Genomic DNA, 24821 nt, shown 5'->3' on the forward strand with positions numbered 1-24821 from the left:
CAACACAGGGCTTGCGTGCAGCAGGCCCTGTACTCAGCACATCAGCGCGTCAGCGCCTGGCTCAGTCGTTGGCGTAGATGTCCACGTCCTTGGTTTCCTTGATGAACAGGCCACCGATCACCACCGTCGCACCGGCGATGATGATGGGGTACCACAGGCCGTTGTACATGTTGCCGGTCTGGGCCACGATGGCAAACGCCGTGGTGGGCAGCAAGCCGCCGAACCAGCCATTACCGATGTGGTACGGCAAGGACATGGACGTGTAGCGGATGCGGGTGGGGAACATTTCCACCAGCATGGCGGCGATGGGGCCATACACCATGGTCACCAGCAGCACCAGGTAGGTCAGGATCACGGTGACCATGACCTTGTCGATACGGGCAGGGTCGGCCTTGGTGGGGTAGCCAGCGGCCTTGAGCGCATCGGCCACGGCCTTCTTGAACTCGCCGTCCTTCTTCTTGGCTTCGTCAGCGGGCAGGCCCTTGCTGGTGTACGAGGCGATGACGGTTTCACCGATCTTGATGGAGGCGGGGGTGCCAGCGGCGCCCACGGCGTTCTCATAGCTCACCGAAGCGCCAGCCAGCACCTGCTTGGCGATGTCGCAAGAGCTGGTGAACTTGGAAGTGCCAGTGGGGTTGAACTGGAACGAGCATTCCTTGGGATCAGCGGTCACGATCACCTGGTTCTTGGCCTGGGCTTCGGCCAGGGCAGGGTTGGCCGCCTTGGTCAGTGCACCGAACACAGGGAAGTACGTCAGCGCGGCCAGCAGGCAGCCTGCCAAGATGATGGGCTTGCGGCCAATCTTGTCCGACAGCGAACCGAACACGATGAAGAATGGCGTGCCAATCAGCAGCGAAACGGCCACAAAGATGTTGGCAGTGGCGCCATCGACCTTCAGCGCTTGCGTCAGGAAGAACAGCGCATAGAACTGGCCCGAGTACCAGACCACGGCCTGGCCAGCGGTCAAACCCACCAGTGCCAAGATCACGATCTTCAGGTTCTTCCACTGGCCGAAAGACTCGGTCAGCGGGGCCTTGGAGGTCTTGCCTTCGGCCTTCATCTTCTGGAAGGCAGGCGATTCGTTCATCGACAGGCGAATCCACACCGAGATGGCCAGCAGCAGGATCGACACGATGAACGGAACACGCCAGCCCCAGTCGGCAAAGGCTTCTTCACCCAGAACAGTGCGGGTGCCCAGAATCACCATCAGCGACAGGAACAGCCCCAGTGTGGCAGTGGTCTGGATCCAGGCCGTGTAGGCGCCGCGCTTGCCGTGCGGTGCGTGCTCGGCCACATAGGTGGCTGCACCGCCGTACTCGCCCCCCAGCGCCAAGCCTTGCAGCAAGCGCAGGATGATCAGGATGACCGGAGCGGCCACACCGATCGACGCATACGTGGGCAAGATGCCCACGATGAACGTGGACAAACCCATGATCAAGATGGTGACCAGGAAGGTGTACTTGCGACCAATCATGTCGCCCAGGCGGCCAAAGAAGATGGCACCAAAGGGGCGAACAATGAAGCCCGCCGCAAACGCCAGCAGGGCAAAGATGAAGGCAGAGCCCGCATCCAGCCCGCTGAAGAACTGCTTGGCAATGATGGCGGCCAGCGAGCCGTATAGGTAAAAGTCGTACCACTCAAAGACGGTACCGAGTGACGACGCGAAGATGACCTTCCTCTCTTCGGGCGACATCGGCCGCGGTGCGGGATGGGTTGTTGCCATGGTGTGTGTCTCCTGTATAGGTTTTTTCGGATGCGTAAAAGGCAATACACCAAACAGCCTCGCCGCTCCGTGAGGCGCAATATCAAGCTGTTATCTGACCGAAAACTGACAAAGTCACACACCTGTTTCCGCCCCAAAAAACAATTCTCCGGCGCAGGAAGCCAGGATCAGTGCCAACCCTTATGGCGTTTTTCTTCATGCGAGAAATCGGCGTTTTTTCGAGTGAAAACGCCGGACTCTGTCCAATGGGCGACGCAAGGCGTTGGGGTAAATCCGTACCCCGCCCCTACGGGGGAACCCTGCCAAGGACAAACCCCTAGACCAACGCGCGCCCTGCGTAAGTGGGCGGTCAGTCCCCGTTTTCAGAATCGTTCTCGGCATGTAGCGGCATTCGCATGGCGCTGCAGAAGATCCCGAAACCTATGGAGATGAACATGACCGACCCCGTGGCAGAAAGAATTCAGAGCCACCCGAAGTACCTGGAGCTCAAGCGCGAGCGCAACCGTTTTGGTTGGCTGCTTACCGCATTGATGCTTTTCGTTTATTACGGGTACATCGCACTGATCGCCTTCAACAAGCCCTTCCTCGCGCAGCCCATCGGTAACGGTGTCACCACGCTGGGGGTCCCGCTGGGCTTTGGCGTCATCGTGTTCACCATCGTCATCACTGGCATCTATGTGCGCCGCGCCAATGGGCGCTATGACGCATTGACCCAAGCCATCCTCAAGGACGCCGCACGATGAAAACGCAAAACTTCGCTGCCACTGCGGCAGCCCTCGCCGCGCTGGCCTTCGTCCCTCTGGCCCATGCAGCCGGTGGAGATGTGGGTGAAGCGGCCAAGCAGTCCACCAACTGGACCGCCATCATCATGTTCGGTCTGTTCGTGGCGGGCACGCTCTGGATTACCAAATGGGCCGCAGCCAAAACCCGCTCGGCGGCTGATTTCTACACCGGCGGCGGCGGCATCACCGGCTTCCAAAATGGCCTGGCCATTGCAGGCGACTACATGTCGGCCGCATCGTTCCTGGGCATCTCTGCGGCGGTGATGGCGTCGGGCTACGACGGCCTGATCTACTCGATCGGCTTTCTGGTGGGATGGCCCGTCATCACCTTCCTGATGGCCGAGCGGCTGCGCAACCTGGGCAAGTTCACCTTTGCCGACGTAGCGGGTTATCGCTTTCAGCAAACCCCCATCCGTGCGTTTGCCGCCAGCGGCACGCTGGTGGTGGTGGCGTTTTACCTGATCGCCCAGATGGTGGGCGCAGGCCAGCTGATCAAGCTGCTGTTTGGCCTGGACTACTGGATCGCGGTGGTGCTGGTCGGTGGACTGATGATGGTGTATGTGCTCTTTGGCGGCATGACAGCCACCACCTGGGTGCAGATCATCAAGGCCTGCCTGCTGCTGGCCGGGGTGACCTTCATGGCCTTCATGGTCATGGCGCAGTTTGGCTTCAGTCCCGAGGCGCTGTTTGCCAAGGGCGTTGCGGTGAAGACCGCGATTGCCACCAACTCTGGCAAGCCTGCCGAAGAAGCCGCCAAGATCGGCCTGGCGATCATGGGCCCCGGTGGCTTTATCAAAGACCCCATCTCCGCGATCAGCTTCGGCATGGCACTGATGTTCGGCACGGCCGGCCTGCCCCACATTCTGATGCGCTTCTTTACGGTGCCTGATGCGAAGGAAGCCCGCAAGAGCGTGTTCTGGGCCACCACCTGGATCGGCTACTTCTATGTGCTGATCTTCATCATCGGCTTCGGCGCCATCACACTGGTGCTCACCAACCCCGAGTTTGCCGACACCGTCACGGGCGTCATCAAAGGCGGCGCAGGCACCGCCAACATGGCCGCCGTGCTGGTGGCCAAGTCGGTGGGTGGCGACGTTTTCTACGGCTTCATCTCTGCCGTGGCCTTTGCCACCATCCTGGCGGTGGTGGCAGGGTTGACACTGTCGGGCGCCTCTGCGGTGTCGCATGACTTGTACGCCACGGTGTTCAAGAAAGGCAAGGCCGATAGCGCCGCCGAACTGCGCGTATCCCGCATCACCACGCTGGCGCTGGGCCTTGTGGCCGTGGTGCTGGGCATCGTGTTCGAAAAGCAGAACATCGCGTTCATGGTGTCTTTGGCCTTTGCCATTGCCGCATCTGCCAACTTCCCGGTGCTCTTCATGAGCGTGCTGTGGAAGGACTGCACGACCAAGGGCGCTGTGATCGGTGGCTTCATGGGGCTGGTCTCCTCCGTGGGCCTCACGGTGGTATCACCCTCTGTGTGGGAAGCGGTGCTGGGCAACCCCAAAGGCAGCGCATTGTTCCCCTACACCTCGCCCGCCTTGTTCTCCATGGCCATTGGTTTCGCGGGCATCTGGATCTTCTCGCTGCTTGACCGCAGCGCGAACGCCCAGCGCGAACGAGCCGCCTTCCCTGCGCAGCAAGTGCGCTCGGAAACCGGGCTGGGCGCCTCCGGCGCATCGGGCCACTGAGCGATTGCCGGGCCTGGCGGTACTTCAGGCGCCGCGAAGCGCCGCCACCAGGCTCCCGCCAAACTCACTCATCAAGGGCGGCAACAGCCCGTCCAAAGCCCCCTGCCAACGCGCAGGGGGCATAGGGCATACGGCAGCACCCACAGTGCCTGCCCTCATCTCCCCAAATTCCTTCTGAAGCCAGTCCGCAGGCGAGGACGCGCGGTCTCTCCACACTAAGCCCTCCGTGGGGATGGCAGCGCCTGCCAAAGCCCTTGGGAAAGGCCAGCAGGTACCCAAGTGTCCAGCAGATCGACACCTTCAAAGACGGCTGAAACAGATGTTCCGGCAAGAGATGGCGATTGCCAGAACTCACTGGAGTGGATGCTCATCTCGCACATCCACGCCATACAGCCCCAAAACCCCTGCCCTCCTGGAAACTCGGCAGAACACGGCAAACAGCACAGCAGATGAGCGGGGATGGGCAAGATAGCCTCCCCAGCGGTCCGGCTTGCCCCCCGCCATCACCTCCGTTGCCAGTACCCAAAGCAAAAAAGCCTCGCATCCCAAAGGATGCGAGGCTTTTTCTCTATCAAGCCAAGACTGGCAGCCTAGGCTGCCAGCATTGAAGCCCAATTAGAAGTTGTGGCGGATACCAACGGCCACGGAGCTGAAGTCAGCACCAGCAACGCCAGATTGGTAAGCAGCGTTGCGGCTGTTGTTCACGTGGGTGTAGTAACCGTACACCTTGGTGCGCTTGCTCAGGTTGTAGTTGTAGCCCAGAGTGTATTGGGTAGCGTCGCTGTCGTTCAGGTTCTTGTACTCACCAGCGCGGCCCACGTTCACGTGGAATTCGGAAGCGCCCAGGTTGTAAGCACCAGCCAGACGGAAGGTGTTGCGCTTGCCGCCGTTCAGGACGTAAGCGTCTTCGTCACGCTGAATGTAGCCGCCAACGGTGAAAGCACCGAAGGTGTACAGAGCGCGGGCTGCGAATTGGTTCACGTCGCCTTGCTTGGAGTAGCCAGCGCCCAGGGCCAGAGCGCCCAGGTTGTAGTTGGCAGCCAGATCAAAAGCGTTCTTGCCAGCCTTGCCAGTAGGTTGCTCGTGCAGAGCCACAGCGGCGTCAATGGTCAGGCCACCGAAAGTGGGAGTGCGGTAAGCAATCTTGTTGGCATCGGGCATCACGTATGCGTAGAACGCATCGGACGACGAACCGGTGTCATGGTTGTGCATGCTGACGTAGTCAGCAGTGGCGTAGTAGGACTCAGCAGTGAAACGGCCCAGACGCACGGCACCGAAGCCGCCGGACAGGTTCACTTCGCTTTGACGGCCGAAGAAAGTAGTGGCGGAAGCGCCAGTGTCAGAGTTGAAGCCGCTTTCCAGTTGGAAGCCAGCCTTCAGGCCGCCACCCAGGTCTTCAGAACCCTTGAAGCCGAAACGCGAGGAGTTGTTGAACAAGCCAGTGGTCTTGACATCGCCCACTTCTTGGCGTTCCACCGTGGTGTTCACACGGCCATACAGCGTAACGCTGCTTTGAGCGAAAGCAGCGGTGGTGGTGCCCAGGAGAGCCAGCACAGCCAGTGCCAAACGATTCGTCTTTTGCATGAGGTTTCCTTGTTTGCTTTTAGTCCATCAGGAGGAGTGGCATCTCAGCTTGTGCGGGGTCTCCGCCCGAGCTGCAGCTACAACTTGCGAAATTTTAGGTGTTACACCCTGCCGAACTGGCGGCAAATTGCCACCATCGCCTTGATTTATGCATTTACACAACACTTTGAAACGCATCCGTCAAAATTCTGCAACGTTTTTCACGGCGCACCACCATTTCCCAACCCTGGGGATGCCCTGCATATCTCCCTGCAGTCTGTGACAGTGCGGCCTCGAGAGGGTGATGCAAGACATCCCTTGCGGCCCTCAGGAAGAGCGCAAGTGCTTTAACTTGATGAAAGCCAGCGCCGCCATCACCGCATCGTTGACGGCGTCGTGCGCATCGCGCTCAGGCAGCTCCAGGTCGCGCATCAAGGTGCTCAGGCGCAGGTCGATGTCCGCGTTGGCGTGCTGCTGGTAGGGAGGCAACTGGTGGAACTTGTAGTCGTAGTACATCGCCGACACCTCGATGCACGGCTGCGGCAGGCCAATGCCCAGCAAGGGCCGCACGGCCCGGTTGAGCATGGCCACGTCAAACTCCAGGTAGTACCCAACGAGCGGGCGGCTGCCGATGAAGGCCAGCAGTTGCTCAATCGCTTCGTGCAGCGGCAGGCCGTCGGCGAGGTCTTGCGTGCGCAGGCGGTGGATGCGCACGCTGTGTGCAGAGACGGCGCGCTCGGGCCGCACCAGCAGCTCCAGCCGCTCGCTGGTCAGGATACGGTCTCCCACAATGCGCACGGCGCCGATGGAGACGATCTCGTCGCTGCGGACGTCCAAGCCCGTGGTTTCGCAGTCCAGCGCCACCCACTCATTCGCAGGCGGCGGCTGCAGCAGTGGCTGAAAGCGGGCATCGCGCAGGCGGTGGGCCAGCCAGCGGCGGCGCAGCGCCCCCCAGCCGGGCACCAGTTGCGGGCGCTGCCCATCGGCGCCTGGGCGTGCCCAGCCCGTCAGCGCGCTGCCCATCACAGCGCCCCCAGGTGAAAGCGAGTGCGCAGCAACTGCTGAAAGCGCTTGACCACGCCCAGTGCGTCCTTGAGCAGATCGCGGTCCAGGCTGCTGAGCTGCGGCAGCGTGACCGTGCCACTCACCGGCCTTGCCTGTGCCTGCTCGGCCAGTCCGGTCTTGAGCTTGAGGGCCATGAGCACGTGCAGTGCCTCCACCAGGTCCTCACCCTCGCCCGGCGACAAGGCCCCCAGGTCCACCAGCGCCTGCACCCGCGCCGTGGTCGAGGTGGCTCGCACCTGGTGCGCCAGGGCCAAACTGCGCACACCATGCACCAAGGGAAAGAGCCCCTCCTTCTTCAAGTGCAGCGGCGCGGGCGATTCGCCCAACGAGAACAGCTTGCTCAGCCACCCGCCATGCGAGCCAAAGGCGTCGATGGCAGCGGCAAACCGGCCCAGCAAGGCGTCATTGTCGGTGGCCGACTGGTGCAGGCTGTCACTGACCTGGGCCAGCAGCTTGGCGTCACCCGCCACGGCGTGGGCGTCCATGGAAATGGCCAGGTGCATGAGGTTGTCGCCATTGGGCTGCCACACCCATTGGCGCAGCGCGGCCACAAAATCGGGCACCGAGCGGCGCCAGGCGGGGTTGCTGAGCATGATGCCGCCAGGGCACGGGGGGTAGCCAAACTGGCCCAGTGCTTCCGAAAACCGCGCACAGATCTCGGCCAGATCGGCCGGGGGTGCATAGCCCTCACGCAAGACCAGGCCGTTGTCCTGGTCGGTCTTGAGCAACTGCTCACCACGCCCCTCGCTGCCCATCACAAACAGGCAGCTGTTGGCCACCAGCTCAGGCGGCGCAATGAGCTGCCAGGCCCGCTCAAACAGCCGGGCATTGAGCTGCTGCACCAGCCGCGCAATCAAGCCCACCCGCGAGCCGCTGCGAAACAGCAGCGCAATCACTTTGCTGATCTGCAGCGCCGCGCTGCCCAGGCTCTCCAGGTCGCGGGCCTGCTCGATTTGCAGCGTGACGATGTGCGACTGGTTGGAGAGGTAGCTCAGCAAATCCAGCGCTTCGAGCACGCCCAGCATCTGCCCGCCCTCTTCCACCACCAGACGGTGGATGCGGTGGTGCAGCATGATGGCCATGGCGTCACCCAGCGGCTCCGTGGAGCGGATCTCGATCAGCGGGTACTTCGACCAGTCCCCCACGGGCATGGACTGCAGGGGTCGCCCATCCAGAATGGCCTGCTGCAGCAAGGTGCGGCTGAAAATCCCCTTACGCCCCGCCACCGCGTCCAGCACCACCACGCTGGAGGTGCGCTGCTCGCGCATCAGGCGCACCACGCTCAGGATGTCGGTGCCCGCATCCACGCTGTGCACCGGCCGCAAAAAGGCCTCGCCCACGCGCGACAGGCTCAGCGACGGCAGCTCGCGCGGCTGCTGGCGCTCGGCCAGCACACTGAGCTTGTGCCCCAGGTCAGAAAACAATAGCGCGCCAAACGTGGCGTTGCTGGCAATCAGCTCAATCACCGTCTGCCGCGCCAGCTGGTAGGCCACCACCTCTTGCGCCGCCACAAACCGGCTGCTGACGCGCCCGGCCACCAGGCTGCGCCCGTCAAAGCAATCGTCCGGCCCCAGGGTTGCCACCACGTCGCCATCGTCGAGCTGCTGCACATAGCCTTTGACGATGACAAACAAGTGCAACGGCGTCGCCCCAGGCTCCAGGATCACCGCGTTCTGCGGAAAGTAGGCGATGTCCACACTGCCGCGCACCTGGCGCTGTTCGTCCGGGTCCAGGCAGTCAAAAGGCGACAGGGAAAACGGAAAGGCGTTGGGCATGCGGGGCTGTCTCCAAGGTGTGCAACCAAGTGCGACCATTGCACCACCGCGCGCTTGCTGGGGGCTTGCAATCGCACGGCCCAGCGGTCCGGGCAGGCACTTTGCCAAAACCCAAGATAAATTGACCGCCAGCGCTTTATCTACAAGCGCAAGCAGCTATACATTCGATAGCAAAAGGAAACTCAGGCCTTGCGTTCGGCGGGCGTCGGCAAGCCGGATGGCACCTGCTGCACCGCATCCCACTGCGGGCCATCAAACCAGGCGTCCCCCGCCAGGTAGGCCCGCAGCATGGGCAAGCCATCGAGCCCCCAAAACACCTTGCCATCCACCCCAAACGCGGGCACGCCAAACACCCCGGCGGCTTGCGCCGCCTCGGTATTGGCGCGCAGCAGCGCCTTGGGGGCATCGCTGTGCATGTCCTGCCCAAGGCGCATCTGCTCGCTCAATTGCGCGGCCAGCACCTTCAGCCGCTCGGCGTCCAGCGCGTCGTGCCCGCCCTGCCACACATGGCGCAGCACCGCGCCCGCCACAAAGCGGTTGATGCGGCCGTCGTCACTGCACGCCAGCGCCTGGCGCAGCAATGGCAGCGGGTTGAACGGGTGGCGCGCAGGCATCTGCAGTGGCGTGCCCTGCGCATGGCCCAGCCAGGTCACGTGGCGATAGGTCCAGTCGCGCTTGGGGGCAATGCCCGCCGGGCCGGGGTTGCCGTGCTGCTGCAGCAAGGCGCCCAGCAGCACCGGCTGGTAGGCCACGCTATAGCTCAGGCCCTCCAGCGCATCGGGCAAACGCTCAAACGCCAGCCAGGCGTAGGGCGACACAAAGTCCAGATAAAACGTGATGTGCTTCATGGGCTGAGCTCCTGGGTTACACACAGAGGCTGAACCCGATCACGCACGGCGCGGCGCTTCGACAGGCTCAGCGTGAACGGATCTATAGGACTCGCGCCAATTCAAGACGCAACGCCATGCGCGGCCAACGGCGCAGGCAGGGCCACGCCAGCCCGCTGCAACAACGTCACCCAGATGGCACGCCGCTGCGCACTGTCGGCGCCCGACCAGGCGCGGATTTCGTCAATCGTGCGAAAGCAGCCTTCGCAGCGCGTGCGGTCGTCCGTCAGGCGGCACACCGAAATGCACGGCGATGGCACCACCTCGTCAGAGTTCAAATCAAAATAGCCCGCATCGCTCATCAATAAAGCGCGAGCAGCTATGGATTCAGTAGCACTCATGCGCCAGCGCTCCCTGTGGCTGGGGCGTCCACCGGGGCCGCAGGTGCCACCGCCTGCACCACGTCCACCACTGGGGCGCCCGTCAGGCGCTGCAAGTCGCTCGGGTGCAGAGGAAACACCCCGTGCGGATGGCCCGCAGCAGCCCACACCACGTCAAAACGCAGCAGGTCCTGGTCAATCAGCGTCACGGGCGGTGTGGCATGGGCCACGGGCGATACGCCGCCAATCGAAAACCCCGTGCGCGATTTGACGAAGTCCGCATCGGCGCGGCCCACCTTGCCCACATGGGCTTCGACCTTCTTTTCGTCCACACGCCGGTCGCCCGAGGTGACCACCAGCACGGCCACGTCGTCGCTCTTGCGCCGAAAAATGATGCTCTTGGCAATCTGCCCCACGGCAATGCCCAAAGCGTCGGCGGCTTCCTGTGCCGTGCGGGCAGAGTTGTCGAGCATGCGCGGGGCATGCGGGTGGCCTTTGTCCAGCAAGGCGGCAGCCACGCGCTGCACGCCATCGGGCAAGGGGGTCAGTTCACTTCCACACATAGGTCTATCCTCAAGATCCACCGCGACGCAGCACGCACCGCGCTTTGAACAGGTTCTCTGCGCTCAACCCGCACGCCGGGTCAGCAGGGCATTGGCCGCACGCGAGTGGGGCTTGCGGTCCAGAAAGCCGCTAATGTAAGCGCCAGCGTCAATCAGCTGGTCCAGGTCAATCCCCGTTTCGATGCCCATGCCGTGCAGCATGTAGACCACATCCTCGGTCGCCACATTGCCGGTGGCGCCCTTGGCATAGGGGCAACCGCCCAGCCCGGCCACGGACGACTGGTAGTTCCACACCCCCAGCTCCAGCGCCGCCAGCGTGTTGGACAGCGCCTGTCCGTAGGTATCGTGGAAGTGGCCCGACACATCGTCGATGCCAAAGTGCTGCAGCGTCGCCTCCAGCGCCTTCTGCACTTTGCGCGGCGTGCCCACGCCAATGGTGTCGGCTACATCCACGCGCTGCACGCCAATGCCTTTGAGCAGGCCTGCGAGGTAAGCCACGCGCTCGGGTGCAATCTCGCCCTCGTAGGGGCAGCCCACGGTGCAACTCATGGCCCCCCGCACGCGGATGCCTGCCGCCAGCGCTGCCTGCACCACGGGGGCAAAGCGCTCAATGCTCTCGGCAATGCTGCAGTTGATGTTGCGTTGGCTGAAGGCCTCGCTGGCGGAGCCAAAAACGACGATTTCATCGGGCTTATCGAGCACCGCCGCCTCATACCCCTTGAGGTTGGGTGTGAGCACCGAATACGCCACGCCGCTCTGGCGTTCAATGCCCGCCATCACCTCGTGGTTGTCGGCCATCTGCGGCACCCACTTGGGGCTGACGTAGCTGGTGACTTCGATCTCTTTCAGGCCGGCCTGCTGCAGGCGGTGCACCAGCTCGATCTTGACGGCGGCGGGCACCGGGGTCTTTTCGTTCTGCAGGCCGTCACGGGGGCCAACGTCGATGAGGTGGACGCGAGAGGGAATGCTCATGGGGCTACCAAATGGGGATCAAGGAATGCCGCCATTGTCTCGCCACCGCCGCCACAGGACCACCCCATATCGTGCCAGACCATTCGCCGGACGCGCCATCAGCCAGCCCGGGTGTGATCACCCTCGACCTCCTGCCGCAGCAAGGCCACCATGGCCTGCGCCGCCAGCGACAGCGGCCGCCCGCGCAGCGTGATCAGCCCGATGGGCCGGTGCAGCACGGGCGCCTTGAGCGGGCGTGTGACCACCTCGGGCCGGCGCACCACCTGGGCGGCCAACTCGGGCAGCGCGCTCACCCCCAGCCCCGCCGCCACCATGGCCGCGATGGTGGCCAGGTGTTCCACCTCGTAGCGGGGTTCAAAGCGGATGCGGTGCGTCAGCAGGGCCTCTTGCGCGTATTGCCGCACGCTGGTGCCCGCGGGCATGGAGATGTGCGGCAGCTCGGCCACATCCGCCCAGGCAATGGCGCTGCGCCCTCGGGCCAGCGGGTGCGTGCGCCCCATCAGCAGCACAAAGCGGTCGGACACCAGCGGGGTGTAGTCCAGGTCCGCATAGGCGGGGTTGGCGGCGGTGAGGGCAAAGTCCACCCGCCCGGCGCGCACCATGTCAAACGCTGGGCCCGCCAGGCTGTCGATCAGCTCCATCTGCACGCCCGGGTGCTGTGTGGCGAACCGGGCAAACGCGCGGGGCACGGCCCCGGCTGCCAGCGACGGCAGCGCCGCCAGCGCAATGCGACCCACCTGCAGCTGCGCCACCTCCTGCACGCGGCGCACGGTCTCCTCCATCTGGTGGCGCAGAAACCGCGCCTGCTCGGCAAACACCTCGCCCGCCAGCGTGAGCTGCACGGTGCGCGTGGTGCGCTCGAACAGGCGCACGTCCAGCATCTCCTCCAGCCGAGCCACCGTGCCCGACACCGCCGACTGCGACAGGTGCATCTGCAAGGCCGTGCGCCGAAAGCTCAGCGTCTCAGCCAACGACAGGAACACATCCACCTCGCGGGCGGACCAATTGATCTTCATAACAGATCAGTCTATCGAAAAAGACGTCTGGACCGCGCAATGTGGGGCCCCTAGACTGAATTCAACGCAAGCACACCGCTTGAGCAGATTGAGAGCAACAAGGAGACACGATGGAGAACAGTTCGCCGCGCAGCGCGCGCACCGTGGTGGTAGGCGGAGGCACCATGGGGGCCGATGTGGCCGTGGTCCTGGCCCGTGGCGGCGCGCAGGTCACGGTGGTGGACCCCCACGCCGCCCGCCGCGACCACCTGCTGCCCCACATCGCCCAGGAGCTTGCCGCTGCCGGCCAGGCCACCCACGCTGGCCCGGTGCAAGCGTGTGCCAGCCTGCAGGACGTGGACTGGAGCGGCGTGGTGCTGGTGGTGGAATGCATCACCGAGCAACTGGCAGCCAAGCAAAAGCTGTTTGCCGAGCTGGAAACCGTGGCGCCCCCCAACGCCGTGCTGGCCAGCAACAGCTCGGGCTTTCCCATCAGCGCGATTGCCCAGGGGCTGGTTACGGCGCAGCGCATGCTGGGGCTGCACTTTTTCATGCCCGCCCATCTGGTGCCGCTGGTGGAGGTGGTGCTGGGCGAGCGCAGCGACCCGGCACTGGGCACCTGGCTGCACGCCTTCATGCGCGGCTGCGGCAGCGTGCCGGTGCTGGTCAAGAAAGACAAGCCGGGCTTTCTGGCCAACCGCATGCAGCACGCGCTCTCGCGCGAGGCCTTTGCGCTTATCGACGAAGGCATTGCCTCGCCCGAAGACGTGGACGCCGCTGTGCGCTTTGGTTTTGGCTTCCGCTTTCTGGCGGCAGGCCCAGTGCTGCAGCGCGACCACGCAGGCATTGAGGTGCACACCGCCGCAGCCGCCACCATGTACCCCACGCTGTCGAACACCGACGTGCCCGCCCAGGCCCTGCGCGACAAGGTGGCGCAGGGTCAGCTCGGCATGAAGACGGGCAAGGGCTTTTTTGACTGGCCCGAAGACCGCAAGCGGGCCGAGCGCACGCGCTACGACACCCTGCTGCGCCAGGGCTTGGCTTTGCTTGCCAGCGAGCTGCCCACCATCGAGCCCCCCACCGATACGTCACCGACTGACACCCCAACGACCACTGGAGCCCGCGCATGAGTGCATCGCCCGCATCACCCACCATTGCCAGCCAGTGGGTTGACCCACTGATCGTGACCGTGGCGCCCAACGGCGCCTACAAGCAGCCCGCCGACCACCTGGCCGTGCCCATCACACCGGCCACGCTGGCCACCACGGCCAAGGCCTGCCTTCATGCCGGAGCCGCCATGCTGCACATGCACATCCGCGACGCGCAAGGCCGCCACAGCCTCGATGTCGAAGGCTATCGCGAGGCGCAGCGCGTTGTGCGCCAGGCCGTGGGCGACGCGATGGTCATCCAGATCACCAGCGAAGCCGCAGGCGTGTACCAGGCCCCCGCGCAGATCGCCATGGTGGAGGCCCTGCAACCCGAGGCCGTGTCCATTGGACTGCGCGAAGTAGACAAGCCCGAGATCGGCGAAGCCGGACTGCAGCGCTTCTTCACTGGCCTCGCCCAGCGCCGCACCATGGTGCAGGTCATCCTGTATGACGTGGTCGACCTGCGCCGCTGGCAGGCACTGCGCGCCAGTGGCGTGGTGCCGGATGCGCCTTGGTTCCTGCTGTTTGTGCTGGGCCGCTACAGCGCGGGCCAGACCTCCAGCCCGCGCGACCTGCTACCGTTTCTGAACGCCCATGACGGCAACGAGCCCTGGGCCGTGTGCGCCTTCGGGGCGGCAGAGAACGCCTGCGTGGCCGCCGCCGCCGTGTTTGGCGGCCACGCCCGCGTGGGGTTTGAAAACAACCTGCTGTGCAAGGACGGCAGCGTGGCCCCCGACAACACCGCGCTGGTGCGCCAGGCGGTGGAAGCCGCGCAGGCGCTGGGGCGCCCACTGGCCACTGCCACCGACATCCGAAAGCGCTTCGACGCAGCCTGAGAACCGTTATCCAACACCATCAGCCCACATCAGATGGGTTTCATCCTCCAGGAGACAGACATGCCCCACCCAACGCCTTTACCCTCACTGCGCACAGCCCGGCGCGCCCTGCTGCACGCCGCCTGCGCATTTCCGCTGGCCCTGGGCTTCGCAGGCCAAGTCGCCGCACAAGCAGCAGCCAACACCTGGCCCAGCAAGACCATCCGCTTCGTCGTGCCCTACCCGCCCGGCGGCCCCACGGACCTGATGGCTCGCATGCTGCAGCCCGAGCTACAAAGCCGGCTCGGTGTGACCGTGATCGTGGACAACAAAGGGGGCGCAGGCGGGAACACCGGCAGCGCAGAGGTCGCCAAGCAGGCCCCCGCCGACGGCCACACACTGCTGCTGGCTGCCAGTGGCCCCATGGCGGTGAATGCATCGCTGTACAGCAGCATGCCTTTCAACCCGTTGACTGACCTGGCCCCGGTGGTGCAACTGTCGGCCTTTCCGCTGGTGCTCGAAGTGCACCCATCGCTGGGGGTGAAAACACTGGCCGAGTTTCTGGCCATGGCCAAAGCGGGCAAGCCGGTGCTGAGCTACGCCTCTGCGGGCAACGGCACGCCCCAGCACCTGGCGGGCGAGTTGTTCAACAGCACGCTGGGTGTGAAGCTGGCGCACATCCCCTACCGGGGCGCGGGCCCGGCGCTCAACGATCTGATCGGCGGCCAAGTCAATGTGATGTTTGACATCGTGGGCAGCTCGCTGCCCCATATTCAGGCAGGCAAGCTGATACCACTGGCCGTGACTTCCAGCGAACGCGCCAAGGTGCTACCCACTGTGCCCACATTGGCCGAGGCTGGCGCGCCGGGCTACCAGATCACCGGCTGGCATGGCATTGCCGTGCGGGCAGGCACACCGCAGCCCATCATCGACAAGCTCAATGCCACGGTGAACGCTATCTTCAAGGAGCCCGCCTTCCGCGCTAAATGGGAGGCCATTGGCACCCCTGTGGTGGCGGGCAGCGCTGCGGACTTTGGTGCGCTGATCAAGACCGATGCCCAACGCCTGGGCAAGCTGGTGCGCGATGCGGGCGTGACGGTGGACTGAGCCACCGCACTGACCCTACGGCTCAATACCCACGCACCGGGTCCACCACCCCGGCAATCGCCTCGCCCCGCTGCAGCGCCGCCATCTTGCGCGCGATCTGGGCAATGCTCTCTTCGCGCAGGGTGCGCGCCGAGGTGTGGGGGGTGATGGTGATGCGCGGGTGGTTCCAGAACGCGTGGCCCGCAGGCAGCGGCTCGGTGCGAAACACATCCAGCGTGGCGCCCGCCACATGGCCGCTGTCGATGGCGGCGAGCAAATCCTCGTCCACCAGGTGCGCGCCACGCGCCACGTTGATCACGTAGGCACCGGGCTGCAGGCGGGCGAGCGCATCCCTGTTGATCACGTTGGCCGTGTCGGGCGTGAGGGGCAGCAGGTTGACCAGCACCCGGCTGGCAGCCAGGAAATCATTGAATTGGTCTGTGCCGGTGAAGGCCCGCACGCCCTCGATGGCCTTGGGGCTGCGGCTCCAGCCGTTGACCGGGAAGTCAAACTGCGCGAGCGCTTTGGCCACCCGCTCGCCCAGCACCCCCAGGCCCATCACACCGATGGAGAAGTCGCTGCGCAGACGGGGCTTGCGGTAGCCCCAGCGGCCCTCCGCCATGTCGGCCTCGTAGCCATCGAACTCGCGGAAGTGGCGAATGACCGCGTGGCTCACGTACTCGGCCATCTGCACGGCCATGCCCGCATCATCGAGCCGCACCACCAGCGCGCCGGGTGGCAGGCGCAGCTTGAGTAGCGCATCCACCCCCGCGCCGATGTTGAACCAGGCCTTGAGGCCCTGCTGCTCGTCCATGAACTGCTGGGGCGGCGCCCAGACCACGGCATAGTCGGCCTGCGGCGCGCCGGGCTGCCACACGGAAATATCAGCGCCGGGCAGCGCGGCGGCCAGGCCCTGCAGCCAGGGCTCGGCTTTGGTGTCGGTACAGCAAAAGGTGATTTTCATGGCGCCCAAGCGTAACGGCATTGCACCCCGGGCGCTGTCACGCGCGGGGTGTCCTCGCAAGGCTTATGCCTTTTCAGCCACCACCAGCTTGAGCAGCTCGGCCCCCTCGGTCACCTGGTCGCCAGGCGCGTACAGCAGCTCCTGCACCACACCGTCGGCCGGGGCGGCAATGGTGTGCTCCATCTTCATGGCTTCCATCACGGCCAGCGGCTGGCCCTTGGCAACCTTGTCGCCCGCCTTCACGGCAAACGACACGACTTTGCCGGGCATCGGGGCCGTGAGGCGCCCGCCTTCTGCAGCCGCCTCACCCGCATGGGCCAGCAGGTCGATGGCCGTGATCTGCGTGGCGCCCAGCGGGGTAAACACGTGGTCCACCTCACCTTGGGCATACACGGCAGCGCGCGTGCGCTGGCCGGCGAACTGCAACTCGATGGCGCCCTGGGGCGCTGCGCCAAAGACCAGCGAACCGGACACGGCAGCGTCGCCCTCGCCCACCTTCAAGTGCAAGCAGCCACCGCGCTCGTAAGTCAGCAGCGCCTTGGCGTGTTCACCGCCAAATTCAAATTCAAACCGGCGCTGCACCACGCCATGCGTGTGAAAGCCGTCGCGGCGGCTGAACGGGTCCACGCCCTCGCTCGTGCGCTCATTCAGCAGGGCCTGCGCCACGGCCGCCGCAGCGGCCAGGGGCAAGCCCACGGGCTCCTGGTGGAACAGCACGGCCTGCTCGCGCGGGATCAGCGCCGTGTCCAGCTTGGCGCTGGCAAACGCATCGGTGCGTGCCACGCGGCGCAAAAACTGCACGTTGGTTGCCAGGCCCACGATGTGGGTCTGGGCCAGCGCCTCGTCCAGCCGCGCCAGCGCCTGTTCGCGCGTGTCGCCGTGCACGATGAGCTTGGCCACCATGGAGTCGTAGAACGGGCTGATCGCATCGCCCTGTCGCACGCCGGAATCCACGCGCACCGCGCCGCGTTCAAACGTCACGCAATCGGGCAGCGCATACACATTGAGCGCACCGGTCGCGGGCAGGAAGTTGTTGTCGGGGTTCTCGGCACAGATGCGGGCCTCGATGGCGTGGCCTGTGATGCGCAGGTCTTGCTGCTGGAGCGGCAAGGGCTCGCCCGACGCTACACGCAGCTGCCACTCCACCAGGTCGAGGCCCGTGATGGCCTCGGTCACAGGGTGCTCCACCTGCAAGCGGGTGTTCATCTCCATGAAGTAGAACTTCATCTGCTCGGGGGCGTCGTAGCCGCCGGGCTGCTCGACGATGAACTCCACGGTGCCCGCGCCCACGTAGTTCACAGCCTTGGCGGCGGCCACAGCGGCCTCGCCCATGCGGGCGCGAAGCTCCGGCGTCATGCCCGGTGCAGGCGCTTCCTCCAGCACCTTCTGGTGGCGGCGCTGCACGGAGCAATCGCGCTCAAACAGGTACACACAGTTGCCGTGCGTGTCGCCAAACACCTGGATCTCGATGTGGCGCGGGCGCTGCACGTACTTTTCGACCAGCACCGCGTCGTCACCAAAGCTGTTGATGGCCTCGCGCTTGCAGGAGTCGAGCGCCGCCGCAAAGTCCTCGGCCTTGTCCACAGCGCGCATGCCCTTGCCGCCACCGCCGGCGCTGGCCTTGATGAGCACGGGATAGCCAATACGGTCCGCCTCGCGTTGCAGCAGCGCCGGGTCCTGGTCAGCACCGTGGTAGCCGGGCACCAGGGGCACCTGTGCCTGCTCCATGAGGCGCTTGGACTCGGCCTTCAACCCCATGGCATTGATGGCGCTGGCGGGGGGACCAATGAAAACCAGGCCCGCGTCGGCACAGGCCTTGGCGAAGTCTTCGTTCTCGCTCAGAAAACCATAGCCAGGGTGGATGGCCTGCGCACCCGTGGCCTTGGCGGCCTCGATGATGCGTTCCCAGCGCAGGTAGCTGTCCTTGGGCGCGCTGCCGCCGATGTGCACGGCCTCATCGCAGACAGCCACGTGTTTGGCGTTGGCGTCGGCGTCGGAATACACGGCGACGGTTTTCACGCCCAGGCGTTGGGCCGTGGCGGCGACACGGCAGGCGATCTCACCGCGATTGGCAATCAGGATTTTTGTAAACATTTACGCCACCTTGGCAGAACCAGAAAAGAAAGAGGAAAGGCGCCGCACCACGGCGCGCAAAAACTTGAACAGCACCACCAGCAGCAGCACCGAAACCACCACCATCACCACCAGCGCCACACCAAACGCCACCGGGTACTGCGTGGCCAGCCACACCACGGCGACTACCAGCCCGTCTTCAAAGAAAGACAGCCCCCAGTTGGAAAAAGGCTCGGGCGAGGTGTTCACGGCGGCGCGGGTGGTCATCTTGGTGGCCAAGGCCGTGGCAGAGAGCGAGCCGCCCAGAAGTCCCGCCACCACGGCCATGGTCGCGTTGTCGGCACCGAACACGCCGTAGGCCAACGCAGCGCCCGCAGGTACGCGGATGAAGGCGTGGATGGCGTCCCAGGCGCTGTCCACCCAGGGCACCTTGTCGGCAAAAAACTCCACCATCAGCATGAAGCCGCTGACCATCAGCACCAGCGGGTGCTGCAGCATGACTAGGCCTAGCGGCAGGGGCATCCAGCCCAGCACGCCCATCATGCCGACCAGGAACACCACGGCATACAGCCGGAACCCGCTGGCCCAGCCCAGTGCGGCGGCCAGCGCCAGCAGGCTGGGCATGTCGAGCTTCGCAGTTGCTGTAGCTGCCGCGTCGCCCACGGCGCGCGCAGTGCCGCCATCCACATGCAGTCCCAGCGTGTGGAGCCACTGCACGATGTTGAACCAGAGGGTGTCCATGGCCTGCCTGTACCGATCAGCCCAACCAACTAGGCTTGCGCTTGTTCAGGAAGGACTGAACACCTTCCTTGCCTTCGTCGCTGGCGCGGATGTCGGCAATGCCCTGCACCGTGGCAGCGATCAAGCCTGCGTTGATCTCACGCTCGGCCACATCCAGCACCAGCTTCTTGCACACCCGCACGGCGTTGGGGCTGGCGCTGGTGAGCGCCTTGAGCAGTTCATCGACCTTGGCATCCAGCTGGTCCGCCGCCACCACCTCGTGGACAAAACCGGTGCGCAGCGCCTCGGCCGCATCAAAGCGCTCGGCCGTCAGGAAGTAGCGGTGCGCAGCGCGCGCGCCCATGGCGCGGATCACATAGGGGCTGATGGTGGCGGGGATGAGCCCGAGCTTCACCTCGCTCAGACAAAAACCTGCCGTATCGACCGCCACGGCCATGTCGCACGCGGCCACCAGGCCCATGCCACCGGCGTACACATCGCCCTGCACCCGCGCAATCGTGGGCTTGGGGCACTCGTAAATCACGCGCAGCATCTCGGCCAGCTTGCCTGCGTCGGCAATGTTCTCGTCGCGCGTGTAGTCGGCCATGCGGCGCATCCAGTGGAGGTTGGCACCGGCGCAAAAGGCAGGGCCTTCTGCGGCGAGCACCACGGCGCGCACGTCGGCACGCCCTCCGACTTCCAGAAAGGCCGCAGTGATCTCGGCAATGACCTCATCGCTGAAGGCGTTGCGGATCTCAGGCTGCGTGAGCGTGATGCGCGCCACGGCGCCTTGGTAGGTAATTTGCAGGTTGCTGCTCATGGGGTGACTCCGGCCTGTTCGGCCTGCAGGAAATAGACAAGGTCCAGCTCAGGACAGGGCTGGCCCAGGGCGGTCAGCGCGGCGGTGATCTGGCCCCGGTGGTGGGTGCCGTGGTTGAACACATGCGCCAGCGTTGCAGCAAAGGGCAGCGACGCGGCGGTGCCGCGCATGGTGGTGTAGTCCAGCGTTCCACTCCAACGGTCTTGCGAGAAAGAGGCGATCAGCGGTGCCCATCGGGCTGCGCCTTCGAGCAAGCGCAGTGCCAGGGCCTTCCGGTCTGCCTCCACTTCAGCATCCAGCGCCACCCGGGGCGATGTACCTTCCGAAAATCGCACAAACCACAGCAGATGCTCACCCACCAGCAGATGGTTGAGCGTGCCGTGAATGCTGCGAAAGAACAGCCCGACATCGCGGCGATAGTCCGCTTCAGGCAAGGCCGCCGCGGCATCGAGCAAGCGGGCGGTGGCCCACTGGTTGTAGCGGGCCAGCTGACTGAAATGGGCTGTGGGGTTCATGGTGCCTTCCGAGCGCCCAGCACCCGGCTCCAGAAAGATTGCAGGGCTGCCTGAGATCCGGTTCGTGCCTGTGGGTTGCCCCCTTGGTGTACCCCCTGGGCGGACGTTCCGTTGGGCACATCCCCCCGCAGGCGCACGGGGTCTTTGCCATCAAAGCCGTGGTAGCTGCCCTCGTACACATGCACCGTCACATCGCTGCCCGCGCGGGCCTTGAGGGTGGTGGCCCAGTCCACGCAGGGTTGGGCCGGGGTCCAGTCGTCCAGCGCACCGAGCTGCATCAGCAGCGGCACGCTGTCTGCCACGGCCCGGTGTTTAAGCAGGGGCCCGCAGCCTGGGTAAAACACCGCCGCACCGGCCAGCGCGGGCTCACCTTCTTGGGGGCGGGTGTGCCGCTGCACGAGCAGGTTCAAGGTGGTGGTTCCGCCGTTGGACCAGCCCATCACGCCGATGCGCTGGGCATCCACACCCGGCTGCGCCGCCAGCCACACCAGGGCAGCGCGAGCGTCCTGCACCCGGTCGTTCACGTTCAAGGTCCGGTCGCTGTAGCGGGTCTGGCATACATCGCGCAAACCGCGCGATCCAAAGCTGTCGGGCATCAGCACCGCATAGCCTGCGGCGTGCAAAGTCTCAGCCGTCTCCCTGTAGCGCGAGGACAGCGCCCCGCCCTTGGCGTACAAGCCTCCGCAGCCATGCAGTGCGAGCACCGCAGGTTGGGCAAAGGGCTGGGCCTGTGCGGCAGACTGCGGCGCTGGCAGCCAGTGGGCGCGCAGCACAGTGCCGGACGGCAATGGCAGTTTCACCCGCTGCATCTCGGGGGCCGCCTGCGCCAACCCCAACCCCAACCCCAACCCCAACCCCAAGCACAGCGTCAAGGCGGCACCCAGCAGCCAGCGCGATGGAACAACGGGCAACAGGGAGGCACCAGAGGGCTTCATAGCAATTGGAAATAGCACCGCGCAACCAGGCTCACATCCGGAACAGGCCGAACTTGGTGTCTTCGATCGGCGCATTGCGCGTGGCGGCCAGGCCCAGCGCCAGCACACGGCGGGTGTCGGCGGGGTCGATCACGCCGTCGTCCCACAGACGCGCGGTGGCGTAGTAGGGGTGGCCCTGGTCTTCGTATTGACGGCGGATGGGGGCCTTGAAGGCTTCTTCCTCCTCCATGCTCCACTGGCCGCCTTTGCCTTCGATGCCGTCGCGCTTCACCGTGGCCAGCACACCAGCGGCCTGCTCGCCGCCCATCACGCTGATGCGCGCGTTGGGCCACATCCACAAAAAGCGGGGCGAGTACGCGCGGCCGCACATGCCGTAGTTGCCCGCGCCAAAGCTGCCGCCGATGATGATGGTGAACTTCGGAACACTCGCCGTGGCCACGGCCGTGACCATCTTGGCGCCGTTGCGCGCGATGCCTTCGTTCTCGTACTTGCGGCCCACCATGAAGCCGGTGATGTTCTGCAGGAACACCAGCGGAATCTTGCGTTGGCAGCACAGCTCGATGAAGTGCGCGCCCTTGAGGGCCGATTCGCTGAACAGGATGCCGTTGTTGGCGATGATGCCGACCATCATCCCTTCGATGCGTGCAAAGCCCGTGACCAGCGTGGTGCCGTAGCGTGCCTTGAACTCGTCAAACTCGCTGCCGTCGACGATGCGGGCAATGATCTCGCGCACGTCAAAGGGCTTGCGCGTGTCCACCGGGATCACGCCATACAGCTCTTCAGCTACAAATTTAGGAGCTACTGGCGCTTGATCTGCGGTCGCTAGAGGCTTATTTTTATTCAAATTGCGTATTGCATTGCGCGCCAACTGCAGCGCATGCAGGTCGTTCTGCGCCAGGTGGTCGGCCACGCCCGACAGGCGCGTGTGCACGTCGCCACCGCCCAGGTCCTCGGCCGTGACGACCTCGCCCGTGGCGGCTTTGACCAGCGGCGGGCCGCCCAAAAAGATGGTGCCCTGGTTCTTGACGATGATGGACTCGTCGCTCATCGCAGGCACGTAGGCGCCGCCCGCCGTGCACGATCCCATGACCACCGCGATCTGCGAGATGCCCATGGCGCTCATGTTGGCCTGGTTGAAGAAGATGCGGCCGAAGTGGTCGCGGTCGGGGAAGACTTCGTCCTGATTGGGCAGGTTGGCGCCGCCGGAGTCCACCAGGTAGATGCAGGGCAGGTGGTTCTGCTGCGCCACCTCTTGCGCACGCAGGTGCTTCTTGACGGTGAGCGGGTAGTAGGTGCCGCCCTTCACCGTGGCGTCGTTGCACACGATCATGCAGTCCACGCCGCTCACGCGGCCAATGCCGGCAATCAGCCCCGAGCTGGGCGCATCGTTGTTGTACATGTTGAGCGCGGCCAGCGGCGCCAGTTCGAGGAACGGCGTTCCCGGGTCCAGCAGCATCTGCACGCGTTCTCGCGGCAGCAGCTTGCCGCGCGCCGTGTGCTTGGCGCGGGCCGCTTCGCCGCCGCCCTGGGCCACTTTGTCTAGCTGGGCGCGCAGGTCATCCACCAGTGTGCGCATGGCAGCGGCATTGGCCAGAAAGTCCGCCGAGCGGGCGTTGAGTTGGGTGTCGAGAATGGTCATACGTTATGGCTCTTCAAGCAGTCTTTTGTTCTTCCAGGCCCAGCAGATCCTTCATCTCGTCACGGATCTTGAACTTCTGGATCTTGCCCGTCACCGTCATCGGGAAGCTGGTGACGAAGCGGATGTAGCGTGGCACCTTGTAGTGCGCGATCTGGCCCTTGCAGAAGGCGCGGATGTCGTCCTCGGTGGGCTGCGTGCCGGGCTTGGCGATGATCCAGGCGCACAGCTCCTCGCCGTACTTGGCATCGGGCACGCCCACCACCTGCACGTCCTGCACCTGCGGGTGGCGGTACAAAAATTCTTCGATCTCGCGCGGGTAGATGTTCTCGCCGCCACGGATCACCATGTCCTTGATGCGGCCGACGATGTTCACATAGCCCTCGGCATCCATGGTGGCCAGGTCGCCGGTGTGCATCCAGCCGCCTTCGTCGATGGCCTCGCGGGTCTTGGCCTCATCGCCCCAGTAGCCGCGCATGACGGAATAGCCTTTGGTGCAGAACTCGCCGCGCTCGCCACGGGGCACGACGGCACCCGTTTCAGGGTCCACGATCTTCACCTCCAGGTGCGGCTGCACCTGGCCCACCGTCGATACGCGCTTGTCCAGCGGCGTGTCGGTGCTGCTCTGGCAGCTCACGGGACTGGTCTCGGTCATGCCGTAGGCGATGGTGATCTGCGAGAGGTGCATCTGCTCCACCACACGCTTCATCACCTCGGTGGGGCAGGGCGAGCCCGCCATGATGCCGGTGCGCAGCGTGCTCAGGTCGAACTCGGCAAAACGCGGGTGATCCAGCTCGGCAATGAACATGGTGGGCACGCCGTGCAGGCCGGTGCAGCGCTCGTCCTGCACAGTCTGCAGCACGGTGATCGGGTCGAATCCGTCATTGGGGTACACGATGGCAGAGCCATGCGTGAGGCAGGCCAGGTTGCCCAGCACCATGCCAAAGCAGTGGTACAGCGGCACGGGGATGCACAGCCGGTCCTCGGGCGTGAGCTTCATGCACTCGCCAATGAAGAAACCGTTGTTCAGGATGTTGCGGTGCGTGAGCGTGGCGCCCTTGGGGAAGCCGGTGGTGCCGCTGGTGAACTGGATGTTGATGGGGTCGGTGGCCTTCAACGTGGCTGCGATGTGCGCCAGGCGCGGGTCGGCCGCGTTGCCGCGCGCCAGCAGGTCGGAAAAGCGCAGCAGGCCCGGTTCGTCGGCCCCCTGCCCCGCCTCCCCTACGCCGGGTGCATCAATCCACACCACCGTGTTCAGGTGGGGCAGCTTCACGGAGCCCAGCTGGCCGGGCTGCTGGTGCTGCCACTCGGGCGCCAGCTCGCGCAGCATGCCCAGGTAGTCGCTGGTCTTGAAGCGCGCCATGCTCACCAGCAGACGGCAGCCCACCTTGTTGAGCGCGTATTCCACCTCAGACGTGCGGTACGCCGGGTTGATGTTGACCAGCACCAGGCCCACCTGCGCGGTGGCCAGCTGCATCAGCACCCATTCGGCGTTGTTGTGCGACCAGATGCCCACGCGGTCGCCGGGCGTGAGCCCCATGCCCAGCAGCGCGCTGGCCAGGCGGTAGGCCTCGGTCTGCAATTGGGCATAGGTGTAGCGGCGGCCCTGGTGCCTGCTCACCAGCGCCTCGCGCTCGGGCTGGCGGGCCACCATGTCGGCAAAGAAGGCGCCGATGGTCTGCTCAATCAGGGGAACATCGGTGGCACCACGGGCGTAGCTGTCTGCCAGCGGTGCGGGGTTCGTTGCGGCTGCAGTCGTCACGGGTTTGTCTC

22 protein-coding genes are annotated in these 24821 nt (G+C 64.8%); 5 read left to right on the forward strand and 17 right to left on the reverse strand.

Translation table 11 applies throughout. The annotated features are described in order from the left end of the window. Positions 1 to 61: 61 nt before the first annotated feature. A complete protein-coding gene (locus tag CLU88_RS11420; RefSeq protein WP_099656705.1) occupies positions 62 to 1723 on the reverse strand; it encodes an MFS transporter in 1662 nt (553 codons plus the stop codon). A 434-nt stretch (positions 1724 to 2157) separates the two neighbouring features. Here CLU88_RS11420 and CLU88_RS11425 point away from each other — a divergent pair, with 434 nt between their 5' ends. Further along, positions 2158 to 2466: a DUF485 domain-containing protein gene (locus CLU88_RS11425; RefSeq protein ID WP_099658808.1), complete on the forward strand. Its 309-nt coding sequence runs from the start codon at positions 2158 to 2160 to the stop codon at positions 2464 to 2466. Further along, positions 2463 to 4196: a cation acetate symporter gene (locus CLU88_RS11430; protein WP_099656706.1), complete on the forward strand. Its 1734-nt coding sequence runs from the start codon at positions 2463 to 2465 to the stop codon at positions 4194 to 4196. Before CLU88_RS11425 ends, CLU88_RS11430 begins: the two co-directional genes overlap by 4 nt. A 615-nt stretch (positions 4197 to 4811) precedes the next feature. Here CLU88_RS11430 and CLU88_RS11440 read toward each other — a convergent pair. From CLU88_RS11440 to CLU88_RS11475, 8 genes are all read right to left on the reverse strand, one after another. Next, positions 4812 to 5780 carry a porin gene (locus tag CLU88_RS11440; RefSeq protein WP_099656708.1) on the reverse strand — a complete coding sequence of 323 codons (969 nt, stop codon included), beginning with the start codon at positions 5778 to 5780 and terminating at the stop codon, positions 4812 to 4814. A 306-nt stretch (positions 5781 to 6086) separates the two neighbouring features. After that, positions 6087 to 6782 carry a 3'-5' exonuclease gene (locus CLU88_RS11445; protein ID WP_099656709.1) on the reverse strand — a complete coding sequence of 232 codons (696 nt, stop codon included), beginning with the start codon at positions 6780 to 6782 and terminating at the stop codon, positions 6087 to 6089. Then, positions 6782 to 8599 (reverse strand): DUF294 nucleotidyltransferase-like domain-containing protein, encoded by a 1818-nt coding sequence (locus CLU88_RS11450; protein ID WP_099656710.1) that lies wholly within the window; start codon positions 8597 to 8599, stop codon positions 6782 to 6784. Before CLU88_RS11450 ends, CLU88_RS11445 begins: the two co-directional genes overlap by 1 nt. 182 nt (positions 8600 to 8781) lie before the next feature. Then, positions 8782 to 9447, reverse strand: coding sequence for a 2-hydroxychromene-2-carboxylate isomerase (locus tag CLU88_RS11455; RefSeq protein WP_099656711.1), 666 nt, complete (start codon positions 9445 to 9447; stop codon positions 8782 to 8784). A gap of 101 nt (positions 9448 to 9548) precedes the next feature. Next, positions 9549 to 9827: a DUF1289 domain-containing protein gene (locus CLU88_RS11460; protein WP_099656712.1), complete on the reverse strand. Its 279-nt coding sequence runs from the start codon at positions 9825 to 9827 to the stop codon at positions 9549 to 9551. Beyond that, entirely contained in the window at positions 9824 to 10369 is a 546-nt protein-coding gene (locus CLU88_RS11465) for a YbaK/EbsC family protein (RefSeq protein WP_099656713.1), read from the reverse strand. Before CLU88_RS11465 ends, CLU88_RS11460 begins: the two co-directional genes overlap by 4 nt. A gap of 63 nt (positions 10370 to 10432) precedes the next feature. Continuing rightward, positions 10433 to 11341: a hydroxymethylglutaryl-CoA lyase gene (locus CLU88_RS11470; protein WP_099656714.1), complete on the reverse strand. Its 909-nt coding sequence runs from the start codon at positions 11339 to 11341 to the stop codon at positions 10433 to 10435. Between the two features lie 98 nt (positions 11342 to 11439). Continuing rightward, on the reverse strand, positions 11440 to 12357 hold the full coding sequence (locus CLU88_RS11475) for a LysR family transcriptional regulator (protein WP_099656715.1): 918 nt from the start codon (positions 12355 to 12357) through the stop codon (positions 11440 to 11442). A gap of 110 nt (positions 12358 to 12467) precedes the next feature. Between CLU88_RS11475 and CLU88_RS11480 the strand changes: the two genes are divergently transcribed. Genes CLU88_RS11480 through CLU88_RS11490 form a run of 3 tightly spaced genes read left to right on the forward strand, consistent with a single transcriptional unit; the run spans position 12468 to position 15406 of the window. Next, entirely contained in the window at positions 12468 to 13466 is a 999-nt protein-coding gene (locus CLU88_RS11480) for a 3-hydroxyacyl-CoA dehydrogenase family protein (protein WP_099656716.1), read from the forward strand. Next, entirely contained in the window at positions 13463 to 14320 is an 858-nt protein-coding gene (locus tag CLU88_RS11485) for a 3-keto-5-aminohexanoate cleavage protein (RefSeq protein ID WP_099656717.1), read from the forward strand. Before CLU88_RS11480 ends, CLU88_RS11485 begins: the two co-directional genes overlap by 4 nt. A gap of 60 nt (positions 14321 to 14380) precedes the next feature. Beyond that, positions 14381 to 15406 carry a tripartite tricarboxylate transporter substrate binding protein gene (locus CLU88_RS11490; protein WP_099658809.1) on the forward strand — a complete coding sequence of 342 codons (1026 nt, stop codon included), beginning with the start codon at positions 14381 to 14383 and terminating at the stop codon, positions 15404 to 15406. 22 nt (positions 15407 to 15428) lie between these two features. On the opposite strand, the gene CLU88_RS11495 is transcribed toward CLU88_RS11490, so the two are convergent. The 8 genes from CLU88_RS11495 to CLU88_RS11530 all read right to left on the reverse strand — a co-directional run bounded on the left by CLU88_RS11495 (position 15429) and on the right by CLU88_RS11530 (position 24810). Then, positions 15429 to 16349, reverse strand: a complete 921-nt coding sequence (locus tag CLU88_RS11495; protein ID WP_099656718.1) for a glyoxylate/hydroxypyruvate reductase A — start codon at positions 16347 to 16349, stop codon at positions 15429 to 15431. Positions 16350 to 16412: 63 nt separating this feature from the next. Continuing rightward, complete coding sequence (locus tag CLU88_RS11500; RefSeq protein ID WP_099656719.1) at positions 16413 to 18443, reverse strand: acetyl/propionyl/methylcrotonyl-CoA carboxylase subunit alpha; 2031 nt, start codon at positions 18441 to 18443, stop codon at positions 16413 to 16415. Continuing rightward, entirely contained in the window at positions 18444 to 19163 is a 720-nt protein-coding gene (locus CLU88_RS11505) for a DUF4126 domain-containing protein (RefSeq protein WP_099656720.1), read from the reverse strand. A 16-nt stretch (positions 19164 to 19179) separates the two neighbouring features. Then, a complete protein-coding gene (locus CLU88_RS11510; protein WP_099656721.1) occupies positions 19180 to 19962 on the reverse strand; it encodes an enoyl-CoA hydratase/isomerase family protein in 783 nt (260 codons plus the stop codon). Further along, the gene (locus tag CLU88_RS11515) at positions 19959 to 20477 is read right to left on the reverse strand and encodes a DinB family protein (RefSeq protein WP_099656722.1); all 519 of its coding nucleotides are present in this window, start codon (positions 20475 to 20477) and stop codon (positions 19959 to 19961) included. The genes CLU88_RS11510 and CLU88_RS11515 overlap by 4 nt, the downstream gene beginning before the upstream one ends. After that, complete coding sequence (locus tag CLU88_RS11520; protein WP_158235598.1) at positions 20474 to 21388, reverse strand: dienelactone hydrolase family protein; 915 nt, start codon at positions 21386 to 21388, stop codon at positions 20474 to 20476. Before CLU88_RS11520 ends, CLU88_RS11515 begins: the two co-directional genes overlap by 4 nt. Before the next feature lie 55 nt (positions 21389 to 21443). Beyond that, positions 21444 to 23051, reverse strand: coding sequence for a carboxyl transferase domain-containing protein (locus CLU88_RS11525; RefSeq protein ID WP_099656724.1), 1608 nt, complete (start codon positions 23049 to 23051; stop codon positions 21444 to 21446). 13 nt (positions 23052 to 23064) lie between these two features. Continuing rightward, positions 23065 to 24810 carry an AMP-binding protein gene (locus CLU88_RS11530; RefSeq protein WP_099656725.1) on the reverse strand — a complete coding sequence of 582 codons (1746 nt, stop codon included), beginning with the start codon at positions 24808 to 24810 and terminating at the stop codon, positions 23065 to 23067. Between the last annotated feature and the right edge of the window lie 11 nt (positions 24811 to 24821).

Source organism: Acidovorax sp. 56, from assembly GCF_002749705.1.
In the GTDB taxonomy this organism is placed as follows: domain Bacteria; phylum Pseudomonadota; class Gammaproteobacteria; order Burkholderiales; family Burkholderiaceae_C; genus Acidovorax.

What these genes read in the sequence shown, in the direction of transcription:
- CLU88_RS11420 (WP_099656705.1), bottom strand. Translation starts at nt 1,723, where the DNA reads ATGGCAACAACCCATCCCGCACCGCGGCCGATGTCGCCCGAAGAGAGG.
- CLU88_RS11425 (WP_099658808.1), top strand. Translation starts at nt 2,158, where the DNA reads ATGACCGACCCCGTGGCAGAAAGAATTCAGAGCCACCCGAAGTACCTG.
- CLU88_RS11430 (WP_099656706.1), top strand. Translation starts at nt 2,463, where the DNA reads ATGAAAACGCAAAACTTCGCTGCCACTGCGGCAGCCCTCGCCGCGCTG.
- CLU88_RS11440 (WP_099656708.1), bottom strand. Translation starts at nt 5,780, where the DNA reads ATGCAAAAGACGAATCGTTTGGCACTGGCTGTGCTGGCTCTCCTGGGC.
- CLU88_RS11445 (WP_099656709.1), bottom strand. Translation starts at nt 6,782, where the DNA reads ATGGGCAGCGCGCTGACGGGCTGGGCACGCCCAGGCGCCGATGGGCAG.
- CLU88_RS11450 (WP_099656710.1), bottom strand. Translation starts at nt 8,599, where the DNA reads ATGCCCAACGCCTTTCCGTTTTCCCTGTCGCCTTTTGACTGCCTGGAC.
- CLU88_RS11455 (WP_099656711.1), bottom strand. Translation starts at nt 9,447, where the DNA reads ATGAAGCACATCACGTTTTATCTGGACTTTGTGTCGCCCTACGCCTGG.
- CLU88_RS11460 (WP_099656712.1), bottom strand. Translation starts at nt 9,827, where the DNA reads ATGAGTGCTACTGAATCCATAGCTGCTCGCGCTTTATTGATGAGCGAT.
- CLU88_RS11465 (WP_099656713.1), bottom strand. Translation starts at nt 10,369, where the DNA reads ATGTGTGGAAGTGAACTGACCCCCTTGCCCGATGGCGTGCAGCGCGTG.
- CLU88_RS11470 (WP_099656714.1), bottom strand. Translation starts at nt 11,341, where the DNA reads ATGAGCATTCCCTCTCGCGTCCACCTCATCGACGTTGGCCCCCGTGAC.
- CLU88_RS11475 (WP_099656715.1), bottom strand. Translation starts at nt 12,357, where the DNA reads ATGAAGATCAATTGGTCCGCCCGCGAGGTGGATGTGTTCCTGTCGTTG.
- CLU88_RS11480 (WP_099656716.1), top strand. Translation starts at nt 12,468, where the DNA reads ATGGAGAACAGTTCGCCGCGCAGCGCGCGCACCGTGGTGGTAGGCGGA.
- CLU88_RS11485 (WP_099656717.1), top strand. Translation starts at nt 13,463, where the DNA reads ATGAGTGCATCGCCCGCATCACCCACCATTGCCAGCCAGTGGGTTGAC.
- CLU88_RS11490 (WP_099658809.1), top strand. Translation starts at nt 14,381, where the DNA reads ATGCCCCACCCAACGCCTTTACCCTCACTGCGCACAGCCCGGCGCGCC.
- CLU88_RS11495 (WP_099656718.1), bottom strand. Translation starts at nt 16,349, where the DNA reads ATGAAAATCACCTTTTGCTGTACCGACACCAAAGCCGAGCCCTGGCTG.
- CLU88_RS11500 (WP_099656719.1), bottom strand. Translation starts at nt 18,443, where the DNA reads ATGTTTACAAAAATCCTGATTGCCAATCGCGGTGAGATCGCCTGCCGT.
- CLU88_RS11505 (WP_099656720.1), bottom strand. Translation starts at nt 19,163, where the DNA reads ATGGACACCCTCTGGTTCAACATCGTGCAGTGGCTCCACACGCTGGGA.
- CLU88_RS11510 (WP_099656721.1), bottom strand. Translation starts at nt 19,962, where the DNA reads ATGAGCAGCAACCTGCAAATTACCTACCAAGGCGCCGTGGCGCGCATC.
- CLU88_RS11515 (WP_099656722.1), bottom strand. Translation starts at nt 20,477, where the DNA reads ATGAACCCCACAGCCCATTTCAGTCAGCTGGCCCGCTACAACCAGTGG.
- CLU88_RS11525 (WP_099656724.1), bottom strand. Translation starts at nt 23,051, where the DNA reads ATGACCATTCTCGACACCCAACTCAACGCCCGCTCGGCGGACTTTCTG.